At 59.5% G+C, this 23,814-nt stretch carries 15 protein-coding genes; 6 read left to right on the top strand and 9 right to left on the bottom strand.

Annotated elements, in window-relative coordinates; genetic code table 11:
* Nucleotides 1–9: 9 nt before the first annotated feature.
* Together DXZ77_RS00670 and DXZ77_RS00665 are read left to right on the top strand one after the other, a co-directional pair.
* Nucleotides 10–1,038: a cell wall-binding repeat-containing protein gene (locus DXZ77_RS00670; protein ID WP_181815979.1), complete on the top strand. Its 1,029-nt coding sequence runs from the start codon at nt 10–12 to the stop codon at nt 1,036–1,038.
* 127 nt (nt 1,039–1,165) lie between these two features.
* Complete coding sequence (locus tag DXZ77_RS00665; protein ID WP_115029162.1) at nt 1,166–1,591, top strand: hypothetical protein; 426 nt, start codon at nt 1,166–1,168, stop codon at nt 1,589–1,591.
* Nucleotides 1,592–1,604: 13 nt separating this feature from the next.
* On the opposite strand, the gene DXZ77_RS11610 is transcribed toward DXZ77_RS00665, so the two are convergent.
* Together DXZ77_RS11610 and DXZ77_RS00655 are read right to left on the bottom strand one after the other, a co-directional pair.
* Nucleotides 1,605–2,063 carry a hypothetical protein gene (locus DXZ77_RS11610; protein WP_147279138.1) on the bottom strand — a complete coding sequence of 153 codons (459 nt, stop codon included), beginning with the start codon at nt 2,061–2,063 and terminating at the stop codon, nt 1,605–1,607.
* 156 nt (nt 2,064–2,219) lie between these two features.
* A complete protein-coding gene (locus DXZ77_RS00655; protein ID WP_147279137.1) occupies nt 2,220–3,749 on the bottom strand; it encodes a class I adenylate-forming enzyme family protein in 1,530 nt (509 codons plus the stop codon).
* A gap of 326 nt (nt 3,750–4,075) precedes the next feature.
* Between DXZ77_RS00655 and DXZ77_RS00650 the strand changes: the two genes are divergently transcribed.
* The gene (locus DXZ77_RS00650) at nt 4,076–5,887 is read left to right on the top strand and encodes a cell wall-binding repeat-containing protein (RefSeq protein WP_181815978.1); all 1,812 of its coding nucleotides are present in this window, start codon (nt 4,076–4,078) and stop codon (nt 5,885–5,887) included.
* A 505-nt stretch (nt 5,888–6,392) separates the two neighbouring features.
* On the opposite strand, the gene DXZ77_RS00645 is transcribed toward DXZ77_RS00650, so the two are convergent.
* The 4 genes from DXZ77_RS00645 to DXZ77_RS00630 all read right to left on the bottom strand — a co-directional run bounded on the left by DXZ77_RS00645 (nt 6,393) and on the right by DXZ77_RS00630 (nt 14,196).
* Nucleotides 6,393–7,856 (bottom strand): DEAD/DEAH box helicase, encoded by a 1,464-nt coding sequence (locus DXZ77_RS00645; RefSeq protein WP_115029156.1) that lies wholly within the window; start codon nt 7,854–7,856, stop codon nt 6,393–6,395.
* A 271-nt stretch (nt 7,857–8,127) separates the two neighbouring features.
* Complete coding sequence (locus DXZ77_RS00640) at nt 8,128–9,339, bottom strand: McrC family protein (protein WP_115029154.1); 1,212 nt, start codon at nt 9,337–9,339, stop codon at nt 8,128–8,130.
* Nucleotides 9,340–9,347: 8 nt separating this feature from the next.
* Complete coding sequence (locus DXZ77_RS12260) at nt 9,348–11,435, bottom strand: AAA family ATPase (protein ID WP_258553052.1); 2,088 nt, start codon at nt 11,433–11,435, stop codon at nt 9,348–9,350.
* A gap of 391 nt (nt 11,436–11,826) precedes the next feature.
* Nucleotides 11,827–14,196: a cell wall-binding repeat-containing protein gene (locus tag DXZ77_RS00630; protein WP_115029152.1), complete on the bottom strand. Its 2,370-nt coding sequence runs from the start codon at nt 14,194–14,196 to the stop codon at nt 11,827–11,829.
* Between the two features lie 674 nt (nt 14,197–14,870).
* Here DXZ77_RS00630 and DXZ77_RS00625 point away from each other — a divergent pair.
* From DXZ77_RS00625 to DXZ77_RS11605, 3 genes are all read left to right on the top strand, one after another.
* The gene (locus tag DXZ77_RS00625) at nt 14,871–16,751 is read left to right on the top strand and encodes a sugar phosphate isomerase/epimerase and 4-hydroxyphenylpyruvate domain-containing protein (protein ID WP_115029150.1); all 1,881 of its coding nucleotides are present in this window, start codon (nt 14,871–14,873) and stop codon (nt 16,749–16,751) included.
* A gap of 150 nt (nt 16,752–16,901) precedes the next feature.
* Nucleotides 16,902–20,405 carry a proline dehydrogenase family protein gene (locus DXZ77_RS00620; protein WP_115029148.1) on the top strand — a complete coding sequence of 1,168 codons (3,504 nt, stop codon included), beginning with the start codon at nt 16,902–16,904 and terminating at the stop codon, nt 20,403–20,405.
* A gap of 694 nt (nt 20,406–21,099) precedes the next feature.
* Nucleotides 21,100–21,342, top strand: coding sequence for a hypothetical protein (locus DXZ77_RS11605; RefSeq protein ID WP_147279136.1), 243 nt, complete (start codon nt 21,100–21,102; stop codon nt 21,340–21,342).
* Nucleotides 21,343–21,474: 132 nt separating this feature from the next.
* On the opposite strand, the gene rbsD is transcribed toward DXZ77_RS11605, so the two are convergent.
* Genes rbsD through DXZ77_RS00605 form a run of 3 tightly spaced genes read right to left on the bottom strand, consistent with a single transcriptional unit; the run spans nt 21,475 to nt 23,755 of the window.
* Nucleotides 21,475–21,867 (bottom strand): D-ribose pyranase, encoded by a 393-nt coding sequence (gene rbsD / locus DXZ77_RS00615; RefSeq protein WP_115029146.1) that lies wholly within the window; start codon nt 21,865–21,867, stop codon nt 21,475–21,477.
* Complete coding sequence (locus tag DXZ77_RS00610; RefSeq protein WP_115029145.1) at nt 21,864–22,805, bottom strand: ribokinase; 942 nt, start codon at nt 22,803–22,805, stop codon at nt 21,864–21,866. Before DXZ77_RS00610 ends, rbsD begins: the two co-directional genes overlap by 4 nt.
* Nucleotides 22,802–23,755: a substrate-binding domain-containing protein gene (locus tag DXZ77_RS00605; RefSeq protein WP_115029143.1), complete on the bottom strand. Its 954-nt coding sequence runs from the start codon at nt 23,753–23,755 to the stop codon at nt 22,802–22,804. The genes DXZ77_RS00610 and DXZ77_RS00605 overlap by 4 nt, the downstream gene beginning before the upstream one ends.
* Nucleotides 23,756–23,814: the final 59 nt, after the last annotated feature.

The raw sequence follows: 23,814 nt of genomic DNA, 5'->3' as shown, positions 1-23,814 counted from the left end.
ACCCCTCTCATGCCGATGCGCCCCCACACACTCCTGATCACCGCAGCCCTGACCACTTCTGTATCCCTCACAACCGCCTTCACTGCCGCCGCCGACCCTGCACCCATCTCAAAAATCACCCATATCAACTGGACAACCCCACCCACCCTCACCCGCATCGCTGGAACTGACCGATACAGCACCGCCACAGCGATCTCCCAAAAATATTGGCCCAACGGCAGCAGCACCATTTACCTCGCTAACGGCCTCAACCGCGCCGACGCCTTGGCTGCTGGCCCAGCAGCCGCCCACGCCGAGGCTCCACTGCTCCTGACCACCCCCAACAGCATCCCTGAAACTGTTCTCACCGAAATCCACCGACTACAACCCACCACTATCTACCTCGTCGGCGGCACCAAAGCCCTCCCAGAACGCCTCACCCAGCAACTACGCGACATCCCCCACATCACCCGCATCGCCGGCACCAACCGATACACCACCGCTGCGGCCCTGGCCGCAACCATCCCCCACCCCAACAAGGTCTACGTCGCCAGCGGCCACGACGATGACTGGCCCGATGCCATCACCGCCGGAGCAGCTGCCGCCGGCGAACACGCCCCTTTACTCCTGGCCTCCCCTGCTGGCCTGCCAGCCCAGAGCATCAAGTACACGGGCTCCATCCATCTAGTCGGCAACACCAAACGCCTCACTCCTGCCATTCACAAAACCATCCACACCAATGCGCCCACAGCCAGAATCACGCACACCAGCAGCACCGACAACAACATCTACAGCACCAACACCGCACTGATCAGCATCTCCCCCACACTGAGCAAAACCAGCACCGTTTTCTTCACCACTGGCACCCACTGGCCTGACGCCATCGCAGGCATTCCCGCAGCCGCTAAAGCAGCCGCCCCCATTGCCCTCACCACCAGTACCTGCATGCCCAACAGCACTGCCGACCTGCTCCGAGCGATGCCGCTGCACTCAGCAATCCAACTCGGTGGAATCAACACCATCGATATCGCCAGCTTTGACGACCGCTGCTCCTGGTAACCCCACCCGTAACCACTCCTGCCACGACGAGCGCCGCACACCTTTATCTCATCGTGACCTTGCCGATAGGTAGTCCTCTGCTTCACCCCAGCGAACGGAATCGCTGAGGAACCAACCAGGAGGGTTCATGAACGCCGTAGCTCTACCCCGCACCGCCATCGAAATCCCCCTCAGCGAGCAAGAAGCAGCCATCACCACCGTGCGCGGCATCCACGCTAACGGCCTGCGATTCATCGCCTCAGATATCGAACTCGCCCTCTTGGACAACCCCTGCACAGCTCAGCACGCCCTGGTAGCTCTTATCGCTAAAGAGCTAGCCCCCAGCCACCCAGAAACCACAGTTATCCGCTACCCCACCCACACCTGTTGGGCGCTGCATGTCTCCGCCATGGGGCGTCCCCTGCTCATCACCCCCTGCATCACCGAACGGGACGTCGATGCCATCTGGTGGGAGGCCACCTACCTCGATGACAAAGACACACCCACTATCAGCGAACAACTGGGCAGCTCACCAGAAATGATCCACGTGCTGCTCGACCTTCTCAGCGAGTAACACAACAGCCCACTCAGCCAGTGACCGAATCCACCCCAGTCACCCGACATTGCACAGGTTTAACCAAATCAGTGCGCACCCCTTGGCCACGTTTACGCACTTGACGTCCCGGCTCCACACCACTAGCAATCAACGCCAACGAATCCACCCGCTTACCTTGGTGCATCACCTCCACCGAAGCGATGAACGTCGCTGTCGCTGAACCGGAATTACGCACAGTGGCCTCTACCACTGCGCGCCCAGCCGGACTCACCTCACAGGTGTGTATTACGGCATCAGAGACACGATTGGCGTCTTCAGGACCTAACGCAGGCATCAAATCCCCGGCCACCATCGTCGCTGCACTATCTGGCTCATCCGACTCCGGCGGAACCTCTGAACGCGCACATCCTGTCACCGCCACCCACACCAAAAGAGCCACGCACACATGACGAACACCGCAGGTAGCCCGCGGTGTTTTTTCAGCAACCATCGCATTCCTCGCCCAGAAGCATCCACTAACACGCGCATCTCTCCCCCTTGAGCAAACCCCAATGCCCCTTGTTTGAGAATGCGCTATCGCCACTTCAAGGTTAGCGAGGCCTCACACAATCCTCGCTCTGAAGGCGAAGACACGACGAAAAACATGTCATTTTTCTGAAAAACGATCTCGCAATACCGTTTTCAAAACTTTTCCTTGAGCATTCCGAGGAAGTTCGTTCACAAACTCGATACGTCGAGGCCATTTGAAACGAGCCACTTTTCCTTCAAGAACAGAACGGAAGTCATCCGCACCAACACGTTCTTCATCATCTGCCGGGACAACGACCGCCGTCACAGCCTCACCCCACACATCGTCAGCCGTACCGATCACTGCGACCTCTACAACAGCAGGATGATCGAGAAGATGATGCTCCAGCTCAGCCGGATACACATTTTCCCCGCCGGTAATAACAACATCCTTGATCCGATCCACCACATAGTGGAACCCAGCTGCATCACGTCGGCCCACATCACCAGTGCGGAACCAGCCCGCCTCGTCGATAGCCGCAGCGGTTGCAACGGGATTGTTCCAGTAACCGACGGTAATATTCCCACCCCGTACCCAAATCTCACCTTCAGCCTCAGGGCCGGTCTGCTCCACTCCTTCACGCATGAGCTTGACGTCCATATACATGGGGACCTTGCCAACGCTGGATGGGTGAGTCGCAGCCGCATCTGGCGCCAACACCATGACACACGGCGCACATTCAGTCAGCCCATAAGCAGGGACAACAGTGACGCCACGCTCCCCCATTGTCGTCACTACCTGGGGCGGTACAGGAGCCCCGCCACACAAACACACCCGCAACGACGAAAGATCAGCCTCAGCGAACTCCGGCGCACGCATCGTGGCCAAGAACATAGCCGGCACAGCCAGAAGTGTGTTTACTTGCTCCGTCTCGATCGTGGACAAAAAAGCCGACGGCGTGAACCGCCGCATCACAACAACACGGCCACCGCGCTTCCAGGTCATCCCTACCGTGACATTCAAACCAGCGATATGAAACAGCGGAGCCACCGCCAACGTGGTGTCTTGCGCCGTGACATGGAAAATCCCAAACAGCGACTCATCGTTCCACCACAGATTCGCGTGCGTCAGGACAGCTCCCTTCGGGCGCCCCGTAGTCCCCGAGGTGTACATGAGCAGCGCCGGGTCATCGTTACGCACCAGCGCAGGAGCAACAATGGGCGCGCTGCCCTCCACAACTTCAGTGAACTCCTCCCACCCGGTGCAAGGCTGGTCCACAACAAGCCGCACACGCACCGCCATACCCTCGTGACCTGCCGCAAACACACTGTCCAGCATCTGCGCACGAGGCGGATCAGCCACCACCGCGACAGCACCCGAGTCAGCGAGGATAAACGCGAGCTCCTCTTCGGCCAACCGGAAATTCACCGGAAGCATAATCGCGCCGATGCGACCAGCAGCAATCAACGTCATCAACAACGCTGCGTGGTTTTCCCCCACATAGGCGATCCGATCTGCCTGACGAACTCCCCGTTCACGCAACCCCTGCGCTAACCGATCCACCTCATCGCAGAGTTCACCGTAGCTCCAGGTGCGTCCCTCGAACGTCAACGCTGCCCGCTGCGGCTCTCTATGTGCACGAGCAGTGAACCAACCGGAATAGGTCATGTCGGGCACGGTGAATCCTCCTCAGCACACGGACGCTCTCGCAGCGACGCTGGTCACAGTGTTCCACGCTACTGCGCACCACCCCAACGAAACCCGAACCTACCCCCACCTTTTCCCGAGTAATTAAGCAAACATTCTCGTCACTTTTTTCATTCGAGTACTCAACATGCCCCCCGCAACAGCCGAATAAAACCTCGGATGCAGAACAAGCGTCCATAACTCCTGTGTTACCGAACATTCACGGTCCAGGGATGGGCCTATCGCAGAACTTCCGCTACCGAACGACCCAAGAAAGAACTGCGAGTCGAGCTAGGAAGGCTCCCACTATGCGTTCGTTTCCCGGCACGCTCACGCGTCCCAGTATCGCCATCGCCGCCGCCCTGACCCTCACCGGTGTTCTGGGCTCTCCTCTTGGCGCAGCAGCTTCAGCTCAGACCACTGCCTCCACAGCTGCCACCCATCAGGGCCGCTTGGCAAAAACAACTCACGTGTACGGAGTCAACACCAAGAACGGCTCACCCATCCAAGGCCTCACCGTGGAAGTGGCTGGCGCCCCGGTTGTCAGCGGCACCGCAGCAGATGGCACCAACATAACCACGAGCGCTCGTAAGGATCTCCAGTCGTTAACGAACCAGCTCCGCCAAGGCACAGGTGCGAGCGTCCACGCCGCTGCCACCAGCACGGTTCCTCGGTTAGGTGCCGAGAGCGTCTACGACTCAGCCGTAGCTATCTCGCAGCGAGCCTGGCAACCAGGTAAAGCTGACACGGTCTATATCACGCGGGGCGATCGGGTAACCGATGCCCTCTCGGCTGGTTCTTTCTCCGATGGCCCCATCCTTATGGTTCCTTCCACTGGCGCTGCACCTAACAACGTCCGCCAAGAAATTGACCGTCTGGCTCCTTCTCAGGTGATCGCTTTGGGCGGTGAAAGCGCTGTCTCGGCTGAGACTCTGCAGTCTGCGGCTCAAGGACGTAACGTCAGTCGGCTCTCTGGCGCCAACAGCTATGAAACCGCTGCTGCCATCGCCCGTCGGGCTTTCCCAGGCGGCGCTGAAGAGGTTTACCTTGCTGGGCTTGGGCAGGTTGCCCGAAAGCAGGTTCAGTCTTCGCCTGACGCTGCTGCGGCTGGTGCTCTAACAAAAGGGCCGGTCCTCCCCGTGCCCCACACTGGACAAGTTCCTACCGCCATCAAAAATGTGATTGCTCAGCTGAATCCTCGCAAGGTGTACGCCCTCGGTGGCAGCAATGTCGTCACACCCCGCGCTTTGACCTTAGCGGCTGCTGGTCGCAGCACTGGGCGTTTAGCTGGTGTTGACCGTTACACCACAAGCGCAGCTATCGCTCGTCATGCTTTCCCCAGTGGGTCGAAAGTTGCCTACCTGGTTTCCACTTCTCGTTTGCAAGAAGCGGTCCTTGGTGGGTCTCTCAGCGACGGCCCCACCTTATTTGTCCCTCCGGCAGGCGCTAAGTACACGAAGCAAGCCTCGACGGTGGCTGGAGCGCTCAAAGTTTTGGGTGTGCGATATGTAGGCGCACTGTCTCCTGCTTCGGCGCTGTCGAATACCGCTCTAGCTGCGGTGTTAACTAAGGCTCCGAACGTCACCAATGGCCCGCTCCCTGCTTACCCTGGGGGAAGCGACACCGTTTTGCCTCCGGCTCCAACACCAAATCCAGCCCCGGCAGCTGACACGTGTGAAAGCTTGATCACGTCATTCCGCCCAGTGCCCATGTCTTCGAAGTACTCGATTAAATGTGTGGACTCCATCGATGGGAACCCAAACATCTTGGGTTTAACCACGAGTTACACGTATTCCGATACCGGGGAGCTGGCAAACGGAGTTGTAGAGATTAACCGCAACCAGTCGATTACGTCGGTAAAGCAAACCATCGCACACGAACTGAGCCACGCCTACAGCTACGCTTACCTCTCTTCAGCCCAGCGGGCCTGGTTTGTCACTGAGCTGCGGAAAGTTGATTCCGGTGTGATCAACAACGATTTCGGCGGAAGCGACTACGACCACATGCCTGCAGAGCAGTGGGCACGCGGACAAGCAAAGTGCGTCGGATGGGGCGACCCGTTTAACCGGCCTACCGCCTCATGCTCTCTGATCAACGGCGCCATCAACTACGGCAGCTGAGGACATGTAATTGTGGGGGCAACCAAGTTGGCTGCCCCCACAATTACATGTCACTTACAGGCAGTGAGTGGCGGGGAAGTTAGCTGCGCAGATGCGGGTGTGGAAGCTATATGCGGCACTGCTCTTGTTTTGTCTGGAACGGTGGCAAACGTGATTCCTGTGGCAGCGGTTAGCAGCATGGCTGTCAGTGCGCTTAAGGCAACGTTCGTCACCGCTCTAGGTGGCGTGACGATGTCCATCAGTCCTCCTGCAGGGCCAGGTGTATTTACTCCATCGCGTCACTTCACGGTCCCGTATCGGTGTTGTTGGGTCGTGGCGGGTGCTCAGGCACGGTGACTGCGTTTGTTTCTGTATATGTGTCCTGGACGGCAGGGCCAAGCATCACTACCAATGATGTGGAGAGTCTTTACCTCACCCAGAAGGATGGTTTAGGACTGTTCCTCTGTGTGGCATGAGGTCATGCGAATCATCACTGAGTTCGCTGCCCTCATGTGTGTTGGGTGGTTTAGTTGTTTGGTTTGCTGTGCTGTGTTCCACGGCGTTTTGCGGGGCGTTTACGGCTGCGGCTTCGTCCTGCAGCAGGAGTGCCATTGGGTGTATGGCTACTGGCGTTAGTAGTGGTGTTGCTCCGTGCGGGGCGAGAGTGTTCGGTTCCGTGGCGGGGTGTGTTTTCGCTGTTGCGGGTAGAGCTGGGGCCTGCGCTGTCACGGCCTCGTCCGCGGCTGCGTCCGCGGCGGCCAGTTCCTTGGCCTGCTGGGCGTTGTTTGGGGGTGGGAACCGGTGAAGTCCATGCGCCGGGAAGGTTGGGTTCACCGGGGACGAGCTCGGCAATGAGAGTGTGTTCTGGGGTGACGCGAGTGGTGGGCGCCTTGATTCCTGCTTTCCGTAGGAGGTCGCGTACGTCGCGAGTTTGTTCGTCGGTCATCATCGTGATGACTGTTCCTGCTGCGCCAGCACGGGCGGTGCGTCCGGAGCGGTGCAGGTATGCCTTGTGTTCTACGGGTGGGTCGGCGTGGATGACTAGGTCAACGTGGTCGACGTGGATGCCGCGGGCAGCGATGTCGGTGGCGACGAGGACGCGTGCGTCTCCGGAGCTGAAGGCGGCCATGTTGCGGGTGCGTGCGTTTTGGGCGAGGTTGCCGTGGAGTTCGACGCTGGGCACTCCGGCGGCGTTGAGTTTTTTGGCCATGCGTTTGGCGCGATGTTTGGTGCGGGTGAATACGACGGCTTTGTCGGTGCGAGCCAGGAGGTTAACCAGAACGTCGAGGTGGTGTTCATCGGTAACGTGAAGGACGTGGTGGGTCATCGTGGTGACCGGTGATTGGGCTGAGTCAGCCTCGTGCGTGATGGGGTTGTGGAGGAATTTGTCGACGAGTTTTTTGATGCCTGAATCCAAGGTGGCGGAGAAGAGCATTCGTTGGCCGTCGTCGGGGGTGGCTTTGAGGATGCGGGTGACGCCGGGAAGGAAGCCGAGGTCGGCCATGTGGTCGGCTTCGTCGAGGATGGTGATTTCGACGTCGGAGAGGTCGGCGTGGCCTTGGTTCATGAGGTCTTCGAGGCGTCCGGGGCAGGCGATGAGGATGTCTGTGCCTTTACGGAGGGCGTCGACCTGGGGTTTTTGTCCTACACCACCGAAGACAGTGGCGTGAGTGAGGCCGTATTCCTTAGCGAGGGGCGCCAGTGCGGTGTTGATTTGGGTGGCGAGTTCGCGGGTGGGTGCAAGTACGAGGGCGCGAGGTTTTTTGGGGCGTGCTTCGTAGTTGTTTTCGTCCAGGCCTACGACGAGGGGCAGGAGGAAAGCAAGGGTTTTACCTGAGCCGGTGCGTCCTCGTCCGAGGATGTCTGCGCCGTCGAGGGAGTCCGGTAGAGAGGCAGCTTGAATGGGTGAGGGTGTGGTGATGCCTTGGGCTGCGAGGATTTTTGTGAGTTCGGCGGGCACGCCAAGGTCGGTGAAGGTGTCGATGGACACTGTTTTGTCACTACTCCAAAGGAAAAGGGTCGATGCGGTCGGTTCTGCCCGCGCGACCTTGTTTCCCTGGATGTTTACCTGGGGTTTGTGTGCGGCGGTTTTTCACACGCGATGGGGTGTGAGTGGGGCCGGGTCGCAGCGCAACGACATCTGGCTGGCATCGAAATGGTGCAGCTCGCGGCAGAACAGGGCGAGCTTGTGTGGTCTACGTTACACGGTTGGGTCGGTTGGGGGTGTGGTGGTGTCGACATGGGTGGGTGTGGGGGGTGTTTTAGGGGTGGTGGGGGGTGGTGAGTGCGTGTGCGAGGTCGTTGATGTGCTGTAGGAGTGTGGTGGGGTCTGCGGTGAGGTCGAGGCCGTGTTGGTGGATGGTGATGTTGGTTCCGGTGATGTGGTGGTGACTGGTGGTGTTGGTGGTGTGGGGGTAGATCAGGTGGCCGTGGTTGAGGTTGAGTCGGGTGCAGTAGGTGAGCATTTGGTGGATGTCGGTGTGGGGGTTGGTGGTTTCTGGGGTGGGGTAGGTGGCGTTGATGGCTGCGTTGGGGGTGGTGGGGGTGGTGTGCCAGAGGAGGTCTGGGTTGATTTTGATGGTGTGTTCTTGGTCGAGCCATTGGCTGTTTTGTTGTTCGAGGGTGCCGTGGTGTGTGGGGGTGGCTTTGGTGAGTGCTTTGGTGATGAATCGAGTGAAGAGATCAGGGAGGTTGAGGAGGAATCCGTCGGTGGGGGTTGGGCCGTGGTGGGCGTCGATGGAGGCGTTTTTGAGGATGAGTTCGCCGAGTCGTAGTGCGGGGATGTAGCGGGTGTTGAGGCGGCTGGGGCGCCAGTGTGGGGGGTTGTTGCTGGTGAGTCGGTGGGGGACGTCGGCCATGAGGAGGGTGAGGCGGTGTAGGGCGGTGCGGGTGGGGGCGGGAAGGTTGGGTAGGCGTAGGAGGCGGTCGGTGGTGGCGCGCAGGATGCGGTTTTCGGGGGTGTCGACGTTGTAGTCGTCGTAGCGGATTTCTAGGGGCATGGGTAGGCCGAAGCGACGTTGGAGTTGTTCGTCTGTGCGTAGGCGGCCGCGTAGAACTGGGGTGGCTTCTTCGATGGTGGTGTAGCCCTGGATGAGGCCTTGTTCGGTGGCGCGGGTGGCGGCGCGTTCGAAGGCGGTGGCCATGGCTATGTGTAGGTCGGTGTTGGGGGCGACGTTGACGTTGCCGTCTTGCCATCCGGTGAGGTCTTCGGCGTAGCCGAGGAGGAAGAGTAGGCGTGGGATGGGGATGGTGGGTGTGATGCGTAGTTCGATGGGGTGGTGTTTGCCGATGCGGGCGACTCCGACGTGGTTGCGGGGTGTGAGGGTCCACGTGTTGGTGGGGTGTTCGGGTGTGAGGGTGACGAGTTCGCTGGTTTGGAGGTTGTGGACTTGGGTGGGGGTGAGGTGGATGTTGGGGGTGGGTTGGTTTTCGGTGAGTTGGAGGTGGAGGGGGGTTTGTGTGGTGGTGGGCATGGTGGTTGTTAGTTGTCGGTGTCGGGTTTGTGGGTGAAGGTGTCGAGGCCGTAGCGGGCGTTGATGTCGATGTCTTCGCCGTAGTGGTATTCGACGAGGAGGGGGAGGATGGCGGTTCGCCAGGTGCGTTCGAGTCCGCCGGGGCGGCGTACTTCGGGGCGCATGAAGTAGCTGGGGCCGATGGCGAAGTCGGGGTCGTCGATGCGGGTGTTGAGTTCGTCGTGGAGGTCGGCGAGGGTTTCGTCGTGGCCGTTGTGTTTGAGCCAGCCGCGCAGGATGGTGTTGGTGGGTTCTTCTTGGGGGTGTAGGTGGAGGAAGGCGAAGCGGCGGCGCATGGCGGCGTCGACGAGGGCGATGGATCGGTCGGCGGTGTTCATGGTGCCGATGATGAAGACGTTGTCGGGGAGGGTGAATCCGGCTTTGTCGCCGGTGGAGTAGAGCAGGTCGATGGTTTCGTCGCGGTATTCGAGGAGGAAGTAGAGTTCGCCGAATACTTTGGCGAGGTTGGCTCGGTTGATTTCGTCGATGATGAGGATGTGGGGGGTGGCGGGGTTGTTTTTGGCGTTGTTGACGAGGCGTCGGAAGGGCCCGGGGGTGAGTTGGAAGCCGACGCGGCCGTCGTCGGTGGGGGGTGCGGGGCGGTATCCCTCGAAGAAGTCTTCGTAGCTGTAGGCGGGGTGGAATTGGACGAGGCTGACGTTGTCGGGGTGGGTGAGGTGGTAGGCGATTTTGCGGGCTAGGTAGGTTTTTCCGGTTCCGGGTGGGCCGTAGAAGATGATTTGGCGGCGGTCCCAGAGCAGGTCGATGGTTTCTTGGAGCCAGCGTTGGGAGACGTGGTTGGTTCTGGCGAGTTTGGGGGTGGCTTGTTTGAGGGCGGTGAGTTTGGGTTCGGGTAGGGCTGGTGGGGTCGGGGTGGGTTGTTGGGTGAGGAGGTTTTCGAGTTCTTGGATGTTGGGGGTGAGGTCGGTGAGGGGGTTTTGTGTGTTCATGGCGTTGGTGAGGTTGGGGGTGAGGTTGGTGTAGTCGCCGGGTGTGGTGGGGTTGTGCCAGGTGACGGCGCGGCGGAGTTCGGTGTGGTGGTTGGGGTTGGGGTGGGGTGCGGGGTCGCCGGTGATGTGGCCGAGGTAGTAGCCGGTTTCGGTGGTGGTGATGATGATGTCGTTGGGGTGGATGAGGTTGAGGAAGATGTTGAGTTGGGTGATGAGGTTGTCGCGGGCTTCGTAGGTTTGTTCGGGGTGGGTTTGGTTGATGTGGTCGCTGAGGTGGGCGCGGGTCATGTGGGGGTGGAGGTGGGGGGTGTGGGGGGTGGGTAGGGCGATGTAGCCGTGGGTGATCCAGGGGGTTGGGTCGTGGCCGGTGGTGGTGTTGTGGATGTGCCAGGCGTGGCGGGTGTGGGTGTTGAGGCCGAGGATGGTGGCGTAGTCGTGGCTGGTGATGCGGGCGGCGTGGTCGGCGTGGCCGGCGTTGTCGAAGGTGAGGCCTTCGTTGGTGAGGATGTCTTTGGTGTATTGGTTGTGGCCGTCGTGCCATTCGAGGTCGGGGTCGATGGTGCCGTTGGGTTGGAGGACGCGGTGGCTGGCGGCGTGGCCGAGGGTTTGCATGTGGGTGTGGACGGCGTGGGGGGTTAGGCCGGTGGTGTGGGCGAGGTCGTTGTAGGTGGTCCAGTGGCCGGGGGTGAGGGCGTTGAGGGCGCGGGTGAGGAGGGCGACTTCGGGGCTGGGTTGGGTTGTTTCGTTGTAGGGGTGGCGTTCGCGCCAGAGGCGGTCGAGTTCGTCGACGATTTGTTGGGTGGGGTAGTTGTAGAGGACGCGGCGTCCTGCGGTGGTGATGGTCCAGCGGTTGTCGTCTTTGGTGAGCCAGCCGATTTGTGCTGCCCAGTATGAGTCGAAGCGTGCGGTGACGATCCAGTGGGTGTTGCCGTATTTGTTTGTTGCTGCTTCGTGTGGTGTGGGGGTGAAGCGTTTTTCCATTTCGGCGATGACGTCGGAGGAGTGGAGGGTTCCTCCGGCGTTTTCGATGACGGAAAGCATGAGTGGTACCAGCACGTCGCGGCGGATCGTTTGCTTGGTGTTGATGGGGTAGACGTCCTCGACCATGTGTTTAGTTTGGCGTGTCGGTGGGTATGGGGTTGTGTCGGGTGTTTTTGGGTGGGCTGGTTGGGGTAGGGATTTTGTTGTGTTGGGGGTGTTTTGGTGTTGTTTGTGGTTTTTTGGGGTGGGGTTTGTGGGGTGAAGTTCGCGGTGTTGTGGGTCGTGTGGGCGTAATGGATGCACGAAAGGAGGGGCTCCCCGGACGCACAGCACCTCCCGTCCGGGGAGCCCCTCCAAAACTTTTTACTTGAGAATCAATCGCCGCTCCTTGCTCTTTCTTAACAGGGAGCGGCGATTCGACTTCACTTCGAGTGGTGAGATGACGGATCAGGAACAGATTGAGTAAGTCTTACCCGCGAGGAGGTTTACTCCGTTCAGATCAGTCACCTTTCCAACCTCACTTACCGAGAAGCGCGTTGGCTGCCTCGATAACTTTCTGAGAGACGACGTCGGTGCCACCAACAGCCGTCACGGCGCCCATTGTGGGGTGTGCTTTCAGGAAGTCTGAGGTTGCTGTGGGCAGAGTTGCCGAATCGGTTAGAGCGAGCACACGCCTTTCGGCTGCAGCAGCTGGTCCGATAGCCAGGGCATCTGCCCACTTGGTGGCGTCGGGCTTTCCTGCAATTGTGCCGCCGTTGACCAGGAACGGGGAGGTTGTGTTTGTGAATCCAAGTCCAGGAACGCCTGAAGTGGCTGTGACGTCGACGGCCTTCAGCAGGAAGTCGTTCACGGCTTTACCTGTAGCCCAGCGGTCAGCACCTGCCAAGCGGACGTTGGTGACGCTGTGAGCCGCCATGTCGCTTTCGACACTCGTGGGGATGACGCTGGTACCGCCGACAATAATCGCGTTCTGAAGGTTAAAGTCGCCAATCTGGCCAGCGGCCTGCCCTTCCAGCTTGTTGCCGTGCGTCAGGATGATCGGCATTGCTCCGCCTCGTCCGGCAACAAGAGGTCCTGCAGCTAGAGCGTCCCAGGGAGTCAGCCCGTCAACGAAAATGGCAGTCCGCTTCATTGGCTGCCCGTAAGTCGGAGCCATGCTGCCGAGGTTGCCATTGCTGGTCTCGTAGGCGTAGCGGTTCACGTTCCGGTTGGTGACGAAACGGTTTTCCCCGGAGATGCGAACAACGTTGATGGTTTGGGTAAGCGTTTCCAGGGTTGCTTTCTCGGCTTCGGCTGCGCCGTCCTTGTCAACAACATCGGTAGCCTTTGTGTCACTAATCTGCTTCTCAATCGCAGAGCTGACTGCGTTCGTTCCGCCAACGATGTACACGTTCTTCACACCGTGCGTCCGCATGAAGTCGACGGTCGCACCTGGAAGTGTCTTCGAGTTAGTCAGAATGACGGCGGCGTTCTTGGTGCGAGCCAAGTACCCTGCAGATAGTGCGTCGGCGTAGTTCTCTCCGGAGGCAAGAACTACGTTTTCGTTCTCAACCATGCCAGTGAGCTTGTCGCCTACCGTTTCGGCGAGCTTGCTCGCCGTGGAGTAACGGTCGAACCCTGCAACCCGCGCGTCAACTGCTGGCTGGCTTGGGCGAATAGTGACAGAAAGCAACCCGGCGGGGTCCTGAATATCTGTCTGGTTGTAGGTCGCGGCTGCGAGCGTTGGAAGAGTCACTCCGCCGTTATTCGCCGGGTCAAGATCAAACTTGATGGACTTGACTGTCGTTGGAACCTTAAGAGCAGCGCCCACAAACTCGATTCGGTACGTAGCCGCATCGAGCGCTCCACTCACCGTCATGCTCTTGACGTCTGCACCAGACTCAGAAATACCAAGGTCACCTCCAGACGGGGTGATCAAAGAGCCATCTTTGCCGTACTGCTTCACTTTGACAGCAGTGGGGTTATCCACAATCGCGTCGCCCGTCAGGGTGACCTTGGGAGTCCCTGTCAAAGCTGCGTCTGTGCGGCTGAGAGAGATCGGTCCCACCATCTGTGCGGACCCATCAGCAACAACAGAGGAGTTGGACACCGTCAGCGACCCATTGCTGATAACGGCAGGAGCTGTCGTGGATTTATCTACAGCAGCAGTAGTAGTGGCATCCCAGAAAATGGCCTTGGAGACATCTGCACTGTCCTTCGCCGATGCTTCGACAGTCACAGCGGCCGAGGGAGCTTTAGCTCCAACGTTGACCTTTGCGCCTGTGATAGTCCCGATGAACTTCGCGTTCGCAGCAGACACGTCGTTGGTGTTGTTCATCGTGAGGATAATCTCGTCCTGGTAGGCCGAGTTATTAGAGCTACTCCCCATAGCCACTGTGAACTGGGGAGCGACAGGCGCCACACCACCAGAAGGCACCTGGTAAGCGGCGGCCGTGCCGGACTCTACTGAGCCCACCGTAGAGTCAGGGGCAGCGCTGGTTCCGGGGCTGGTGGCGCTGATGTGAGTGGTTTCAGCATAGGCCTTGGACTCGACATCGATCGCAGGTTGCGACGAGAAGCTAATCCGCTTCGCAATGTCAGTGTCGGCGCCGGCAGGCTGCTTCAGCGTGAAGACCAGCTTGTCACCCTTTTTCCAGGTGGCCGGAACGACAAATCGCATGTCTCCGACCGTCTGGTTGTTCATGCCTGCAGATAGCGCCGTGGCTCCCTGCGTATTGGCAACGGAGCGGTCCGCGTCGACGAGACCAAAACTGGCGGCTTTGGCGGCGTTAGGGGCAGTCGGCGTGGCGTCCCAGGCCATGGCGGCGGGGCCGAAAGCGGTGGCGACGAGGACGGTGGCGCCGAACGCGGCGATTCCACGGGTACGCAGCTTGGCTGCAGAGTTCACTTGAGCCTCCTGAAGGCGATGCTGTGAAAGAACTCGGTTTAGTGGTGAATAGGCCCCACCAAATATGAAGGGGACTTTCACAAAGGGCCGACGGGACGCTATGGGGGAAACGCAACTCCGTCATTCCGGCCACAACATCGAATGTAGCCACAAAACCGTTACTCGCAATCCCCGCAACCACCCCACCCCATTCACACGAAAAGAAACCAGAAATAAGTAAATAGAAACTGTGCGCGCGATTGGCAAAGCATTGAGAAACCTGAGGAAAAAAACTCACCGAAACCCCTCAACCCCACCACCACCAGCACCTATAGGCTCTCCACTCCGACTGAACACCCAGCACACAGGAACAAAAACCTCATCCAAGAACCACCTGTAAACCACCCGAAGGAAACTCAAAATTTACTTAAAAACCACCACATCAACACACTCAAACTTGTCGACAAGGAACGACCAAATAATGAAATGAACGAACACCCAAGTCACCCGTCCATACTCACTCAAAAAACCCACCCAAACGAACACAAAAAACTAAACACACGCCCTGAACACACGTCCACAAAAACACAACCCCACACCCCCCACACACCTTTCAGACACAACCCACCTCCCCTGCTCACAAACCCCCTGACACACTAAAAACACCACCATCCCCACCCCACCGAGGTCACCCAGTGCGTAAAGCCATCGCCACCATCTCCATCGCCGGCACCCTCACCCAAAAGCTCTCCGCCATCGCCGCAGCCGGCTACGACGGCATCGAAATCTTCGACAACGACCTCATCGCCAGCCCCCTAACCCCCACCAAAATCGCTCAACGCTGCAGCGACTTAGGCCTAACCATCGAAATATTCCAACCCCTACGCGACATCGAAGGATGGCACCCCGATCACTTCCCCGCCGTCCTGCACCGCCTCCGCCACAAATTCACCACCATGCAACGCCTCGGCGTACACCTAGCCCTGGCCTGCTCCAACGCGCTCCCCACCGCCATCGACAACCCCGACCTACGCGCCCACCAACTCCACCACATCGGCAACCTCGCCGCCGACCACGGCATCACCATCGCCTACGAAGCCCTCGCCTGGGGCACCCACATCAACCGCATCGGTCACGCCTGGAAAACCGTCACCGACACCGACCACCCCGCCATCACCCTGGCCATCGACACCTTCCACATCCTCTCCCGCGGCGATACCCCCACCGCCCTAACCAACATCCCCGCCAACCGCATCGGCTACATGCAAATCGCCGACGCACCCCACCTAGACATGAACGTCCTCACCTGGTCCCGCCACCACCGCTGCTACCCCGGCCAAGGCGACCTCAACCTCGTCGAACTCGTCGGCACCGTCATCGACCTGGGCTACCGCGGCCCCCTCTCCCTCGAAATCTTCTCCGACATCGTCCGCGACGCCAACCCCCGCATCAACGCCCTCGACGGCATGCGCTCCCTACTCATCCTCGAAGAACAACTCCGCCACCGAAACACCCACCACACCAACACCAACACCAACACCAACACCAACACCAACCACCCTGCCCCCACCATCGACCTCTTCAACCCACCCCCACCCCCCAACCGCGTCAACCCCGCCTTCATCGAAATCGCCATCAGCACCACCGACAACAACGACCCCAACCCCACCACCAGCATCACCGCACTCCTCAAAGCCCTCGGCTTCCACCACGCCAGCACCCACACCACCCGCCCCGTCCAGTGGTGGAGCAACGGCAACGCCCACATCTGCCTCACCACCCTGCCCACCCCCACACCACCAGCAACCCGCCCCTACATCTCCGCCATCGCCCTCGAAGTCGACCACGTCCACGACGTCGCCACCCGCGCCACCGCACTCCTATGGCCCCCCGTCACCCACCACCGCGGCCGCTACGACTCCGCCCTCCCCGGCATCGACACCCCCGGCGACCTACACGTATTCCTCACCGGCCCCGAAAACGCCGACGACGACTGGCGCAATGGCTACCCCACCCCCACACCACCATCCCACCAGGCAACACTCACCGGAATCGACCACATCGGCACCACCACCCCACCCACCCTGCACCCCGCCGAACAATCCTTCTACCAATCCGTGTTCAACCTCCAAGCCGGCCCCACCAGCGAATTCATCCGCCCCACCGGCCGCCGCCTCAGCCGCCCCTACCACCCCACCCACGGCAACCTGCGCATCATCCTCGCCAACGGCCACACCCACTCCACCATCGACCAAATCGCCTTCAACTGCGCCGACATCACCACCACCATCACCACCGCACGCAACAACGGCGCCCACTTCCTCCCCATCCCCGCCAACTACTACGACGACCTTCAAGCCCGCCACAACCTCGACACCACCACCATCAACCACCTACGCCACCACAACCTCTACTACGACCAAGACAACAACGGCGGCACCCTCCTACACACCTACATCACCACCCCCGGAAACAACTTCATCATCGAACTCCTCCAACGCAACAACGGATACAACGGCTACGGCGAACCCAACACCCACATACGCCTCGCCGCCCAAACACACCACCAGCCCTAACCCACCCCACCAGCACCCTACTGCCCCAACAACACTCCCATAGCTACAAGACGGCGCGCCTAAATCCCCACCAACGCCCACCACCCACAAAAAGTTGTCAGACTGCACCCAAGCGTGGCCAACGGGGGCCACACAGCACGGGAGGCACCCATGAGTCACGACCTCACACACATCGCAGACCAAGCAACCACCAAGGTCCGCCAATGGCTCACCACCAGCGCCCAACACACCACCACCGAACCCGGCGCAGCCCGCCTCGCCGCAGTGCTCTCTGACCCCAACGGCCTCGAATTCACCGTCGGATTCGTCGACCGCGTCATCCGCACCGACGACCGCCGCGCAGCCGCCCACGCCCTCGCCGAACTCGGCAACATCACCCCCCAAACCCTCTCCCACCTCGACCGCGCCCAAATCAACGCCGGCTCACTCCTAGCACCCACACTCCCCAACATCGTCGTACCCGCCGCACGCACCCGCATCCGCCAAATGGTCGGCCACATGATCGTCGACGCCCGCGAGCGCCACCTCGACCGCGCCATCAGCAGCCTCACCAAACAAGGCAACCGCCTCAACATCAACCTCCTCGGCGAAGCAGTCCTCGGCGAAGAACAAGCCACCATCCACCTCGATGAAACTCGACGACTGCTTAGCCGCGACGACGTCGACTACGTCTCGATCAAGGTCTCCTCCATCGCCTCCCAAATCTCTATGTGGGGCTTCGACCAAACCGTCCAATACGTCACCGAACGTCTCACCCCCCTCTACATCGAAGCCTCCCGCGCCCCCGCCGGCACTAAATTCATCAACCTCGACATGGAGGAATACCGCGACCTACGCCTGACCATCGAAATCTTCCGCCGCCTGCTATCCACCCCCGAAACCAAAAACCTCGAAGCCGGCATCGTCCTGCAGGCCTACCTGCCCGACGCCCTCGGCGCCATGCAAGAACTCGCCGAATTCGCCAACAAACGCGTCACCGACGGCGGAGCAGGCATCAAAGTCCGCCTCGTCAAAGGCGCCAACCTCTCCATGGAACGCGTCCACGCCGAAATAGCTGGCTGGCCCCTAACCACCTGCCCCACCAAAACCGACACCGACGCCAACTACAAACTCGTCCTGCACTGGCTCCTCAACCCCGACAACATGCGCGGCCTACGCATCGGCGTCGCTGGCCACAACCTCTTCGACATCGCCTTCGCTCATCTCCTGGGCTCCCAACGCGGCGTCACCGACCGCATGGAATTCGAAATGCTTCAAGGCATGGCCTCCAGTCAAGTCGAAACCATCGGCAACGAGCTAGGACGCCCTCTGCTATACGTACCAGCCGTCCGCCCCGAAGAATTTGACGCCGCCATCTCCTACCTCGTACGCCGCCTCGAAGAAAACGCCGCCACCGAAAACTTCATGTCCGGCATCTTCGACATCGCCCCAGACAACCCCACCTTCCACCGCGAAGAAAAACGCTTCCGCGAATCCCTCACCACCCTGCAACACATCCTCAACACCCGCGGACACACCCCACCGCCCCCCAACGACCAACAAAACCGCACCACCGAACAGCTCCCCGAACCACGCCCCACCACAGAGCCGCTCCCACCCTTCACCAACGAACCCGACACCAACCCCGCCCTACCCGACAACCAAACCTGGGCACGCGAAACCATCCAACGAGCCACCCCCGAATGGCTCAACCAGCAAACCACTCCCCCACCCCTGCACCTCAACGACGTCGACAACCTCGTCGACACCACCCGCAAAGCCGCCCACGAATGGGCCACCCGCCCCGCACTCGAACGCGCCCACATCCTCTACCGCGCCGCCGACATCCTTGCTCACCGCCGCGGCCACCTCATCTCCCTCGCCGCCGCCGAAACAGGAAAAATCATCGGCCAAAGCGACCCCGAAATCTCCGAAGCCATCGACTTCGCTCGCTACTACGCCCACAGCGCCCTCGAACTGGACACCATCACCGACGCCACCTTCACACCCGACCGCGCTGTCCTCATCACCCCACCCTGGAACTTCCCCCTAGCCATCCCTGCTGGCTCCACAATCGCCGCTCTGGCCGCAGGAGCAGGTGTCATCCACAAACCCTCAGCTCCCACCCCACACTGCTCCGCCGCAATCGTCAAAGCACTTTGGGACGCAGGTATCCCCCGCGACCTGCTCCACGTCATCGCCCCCGATGAAAGCGACGTCGGCCGCGCACTGGTCACCCACCCAGGCATCGACCGCATCATCCTCACCGGCGCCTACGAGACCGCCGCCATGTTTTCCTCATGGCGCCCCGGCCTAACCATCAACGCCGAAACATCAGGAAAAAACGCCATCATCATCACCCCATCAGCTGACCGCGACCTAGCCACAGCTGACCTAGTCCACTCCGCATTCGGACACGCTGGCCAAAAATGCTCCGCAGCGTCTTTAGCTATCTGTGTCGGCAGCGTCTACAACTCCGAACGCTTCCGCCGCCAACTCGTTGACGCAGCAAGCTCACTCATCGTCGACCTGCCCCATAACCTCAGCGCCACCGTAGGGCCACTGACCGAAAACCCCAGTGATAAGCTCCACCGCGCACTGACCACCCTCGAACCGGGCGAAACCTGGCTCCTGAAGCCACGCCAACTCGACGACACCGGCCGCCTCTGGACCCCAGGCATCAAAGACGGCGTCAAACCCGGCTCTTTCTTCCACCACACCGAAGTTTTCGGCCCTGTCCTTGGGCTCATGCACGCCGAAAACCTCAACCACGCCATCGCACTCCAAAACGATGTCGAATATGGCCTCACCGGAGGCATCCACAGCCTCGACGCCGACGAGGTCCGCACCTGGCTCGAACAAGTCCAGGTCGGTAACGCCTACGTCAACCGAGGCATCACCGGCGCTATCGTGCAACGCCAATCGTTCGGCGGCTGGAAGAAATCTTCAGTCGGTCTCGGTTCCAAAGCAGGTGGCCCCAACTACGTCATGCTCATGGGCACCTGGCATGACGCCGACGCCATCAGCACTCCCACCACCACTGACCCTGTGGTCATGCGCATGGCCGCCGCTGCCCAGCTTGACGAAGACGACACCGCCTGGCTCGCAGCCGCTGCTGCAAGCGATATCCGTGCGTGGGAAGAAGAATTCAGCACCCCCCGTGACCAAACCGGCCTCACAACTGAAGCCAACCTTTTCCGTTACCGTCCAGCTGACATCGCACTACGCATTAGCCAAGACGCACCCACTCGCGAAATAGCCCGCGCAGCATTGGCTGCGCGAACCACTGGCGCGCGGGTACTCATTGCCGCGCACCCTCAGGTAGACAGCACCGTCAGAGCATTGTTGAGTCACATCGAGCAGACACTCCCCACCGCACCTATTCGCTGGCTCGATGACACCAGTTTCGCTGACGCGCTAGCAAACACCAGCCTGGATAGCGGTATCGGGGCGCGGGTACGCGTCATCGGTTCCCTTACCGATCTTGTAACAGAACGGCTTGCTTCACGTCCTTGCGTGGCTTTGCTCGCTGACCCGATCACTGCTTCCGGACGGGTAGAGCTACGCAACTGGGTTAAGGAGCAGTCTTTGTCGATCACACTTCATCGGTTCGGTAACGCGTCAGGGCCTTTCCATGCCCTCGCAGCTGAACTCAGCACACCAAGCAAAAACTAAACATCGCACGACAAATTACCGGCCCAAACGATGGGCCGGTAATTTGTCGCACCCTTTTAGAATGACTTTTTACTGCAGACCGAAAGCGCGTGTACTCTTATCACCCACACTTTCAAGTCTCGCTCACCATGCGAGTCAACTACGTGATCGGAGTCCCCTCGTGCGAGCCCTAGCGATTAGCGCTGTTGCAAGCATCACTTTCACTGGGCTTGCCTGCCAAACGACTTACGGCTACGAAAGAATTCCAGATAAGCCTTCCACCGTCACATCAACAACTATCAATGTTGATAAACAAACCACATCACCGGATACGCCTTCTAAAAGAGACAAAGACCCTGGCAACTCTGGAAGAACAGACAGGCAAAGCCCTAGTCCCACCCAAAGCGCAACAGGCTCCCCTCGCCCCACTTCCACTGGAACACCGAGCACCTCTGCGACTGCCTCACCGGTACCCACTCCCCCAAAAAACGACACTCAAAGCCATGATGAAGAAGAGTCGGAACGACCAATGTGGCTTAAGTGCAGTGTCGGAACTTCAACGTCGGCTCTCGGTGGCGCTGTCGCTGCAGCCACCCTCGGCTCTGCGGTACCTGGCTTGGGGACGGTATCAGGAGCGCTCATCGGCGGTATCTCCGCAGGGGCAGTTGGTGCAGCTGCGAACTGCTTCGACTAACTCAATTATTAAAGGAAACCGATGAAGAACATCACTCGCCGGAAACTCGGTTACGCTTCTCTTATCGCAGGGATTATTGTCGCAGTCGCGCATATTGCAATCGGAACTAACCTGGTTTCAGTTTCACCAATTCTCGCAATGTGTTTCATTAGTTTCATTGTCGGCGCCAGAAGCCCCAAAGATACAAAAACAGCAGCAGCAAAATCAGAAAAAGAAACAACATCAGCCGTATCTGCGTCACCTGCCCCAACCGCTACTCAGTAAATAAATAAAAACTGGACCAGTCGGACGTTTTCTTCCAACCGCCCGTGCAGGTCTAGTCGCTCTTATTACACAACATGCATGTGGCGGACACCGGAAACCCAATGCCCGCCACTTTCATACTGATCGCACGTGTCAGAACGGCACGCCGCACTCCAAGATGACGTTGGCATACGGGCTTTGTTCACCAGTTCGTACCGCAAACGCCATGCGAGGCAGCATCGCTTTTAATTCCTCATGCAGGAGCGCTACCTGCTCACCGAGCTGTCCTGCACGCTGGGAAATCCACTGCCCCGCCACTTCGTCAAAAGCCTCATGCGCCACCGTGTGACGTTGGACTACAAGCTCGCTCAACAACACATCAAGCGCCGCGGTGAACGGGACCATCCCAGGCGCCATAGCTAGGTCGATCACCGGAATCGACCGCGGCAATGGCAAACCACTATCTGCGACTGCGATCAGATCTGTGTGCCCTAAGAGAGCTATCTGTCGTGACAACTCAGCATGCAAAATCCCTGACTTTTTCACGCAAGCTCCTCCCATCCTGGGTAGGAGTGTTGTGTTCCCTCGGCTCCGACAGCACGAGCTGCCGCAGAGTTCGCGGCGGTAGCTGCTTCAGCCAGTGACAATCCAGTCGCCAAACCTGCAGCAACAACACCGACGAAACAGTCTCCTGCCCCCGTAGTGTCAACCACCTCGACCATCTCGCCTGGTACATGTTCTTTCCCCTCAGCGGAGGCAACGAGAGCACCTTGCCCGCCGAGGGTAATCACGACTGATTCAACGCCTGCTTGCAGTAGCCGATCTGCCACATTTTCAGCCATCTCGTGCACGTCATCGGCAAGCACAGCCCCGGCCCGCTGTGGGTCCACGATGTCCGCTGCAGCAAGTGCTTCGTGTTCATTGACAACGAGTGGGTTCGCAGCCAGGAGGGTCGCCGGAGCAACATCGACAATAGGAGCAAGGTTGATCACCGGACGGGCCCCGGCAGCCACAGCGGCGGCAGCAGCTGCATCAATCGATTCCACGGGAATCTCACCTTGGAGTACGAGGACGTCAGTATCCCGAATAGCAGGTACATAATCAGGAGTAACTTTCCCGTTAGCGCCGGGGATAACAATGATGAGGTTCTCTCCTTGAGCCGAAACGGCAATGATGGCAGTGCCAGTCGGCCCCGGGACCACTCGCACGCCGGTGCAGTCCACTCCAGCTTTATTCAAAAGGGACAGTGCTACCTCAGCATTGGCATCCTCGCCGATAGCTCCCACCATCGTGACCGAAGCACCAGCGAGCGCGGCTGCGACGGCTTGGTTGGCGCCTTTTCCTCCGGGGCGACTGAAGCCACCGGTACCTAGAACTGTTTCGCCGGGTGTGGGGTGGCGTTCCACTCGGGCGTAGAGATCGGCGTTGAGGGATCCGAATACGACTACTCGTGAGTGCGATGTGTTCTCGTGGTTATTGGTCATTTGAGGAACTCGCTGACGTTGTCTTTGGTCACGATCTTGACCGGGACGGGAATGTTTTTCTCTACTTTTTGTCCGCCGATAACTTTGAGTGCGTTTTCAACAGCTACTTTGCCCAGTTCTGTGGGCTGTTGAGCCACGGTTCCGGCCATCTTGCCTTCTTTGACTGCTTTGAGAGCGTCTGCGGTTCCGTCAAATCCGAATACGTGAACGTCTTTTCCTGCTTTGGCTCCGAGTGCTTGGATTGCGCCGAGGGCCATTTCGTCGTTTTCGGCGAAGATGCCGTTGGTGTCCTCGTGTGCTTGAAGCAGGTTGGTGGCGACGTTGAGTCCTTGGGTACGGTCGAAGTTAGCGGGTTGATCAGCGGCGATGCTGATGCCGGAGGCAGCTTTAATTCCTTCGGTAAACCCTTGTCCTCGGTCTCGGCTGGCGGATGTGCCGGGAACTCCTTGGAGGTGGATGAGTTTTCCTTTTTCTTCCATTGCTTTAGCTAGTGCAGTTGCGGCGTCTTTTCCGCCAGTGATGTTGTCACTGCTGACAAGGGTGGCGATGTCTGCGCCATTGACGGCGCGGTCTACAGCAATGACGGGGATTTTTGCATTGATGGCAGGCTTTACTGCTGCGCCGGCGGCATCAGAGTCGACGGGGTTGATGATGATGGCTGAGGACTGGCGTGTGACTGCGTCAGCGATTTGGTTGGCTTGGGCTGCGGGGTCGTTTTGTGCGTCGACGACGTTGAGGGTGGCTCCTGCGGCTTCGGCGGCTTTTTGAGCTCCGTCACGGAGGTCTACGAAGAATGGGTTGTTGAGGGTAGATACGGCCAGGGTGATTGTTTTTCCTGTGCCAGCTGCTGAGCTGTTTCCTGCTGGTGCGCGGTTGCAGGCGGTGGCTCCCAGGGCGAGGAGACCGATAGCGCTGGTGGCGATGATGGTACGGAAGATGCTGCGTGACATGGTTTCTCCTGGTGAACTCTTCGTTGAGCCCGAGAGGGGCAGGCCGGGCGTGCCTTTAG

The organism is Dermatophilus congolensis, assembly GCF_900447215.1.
GTDB classification, from domain to species: Bacteria; Actinomycetota; Actinomycetes; order Actinomycetales; family Dermatophilaceae; genus Dermatophilus; species Dermatophilus congolensis_A.
Note: the sequence above shows the minus strand (reverse complement) of the source record. Positions and strands in the feature narration are given on the sequence as shown.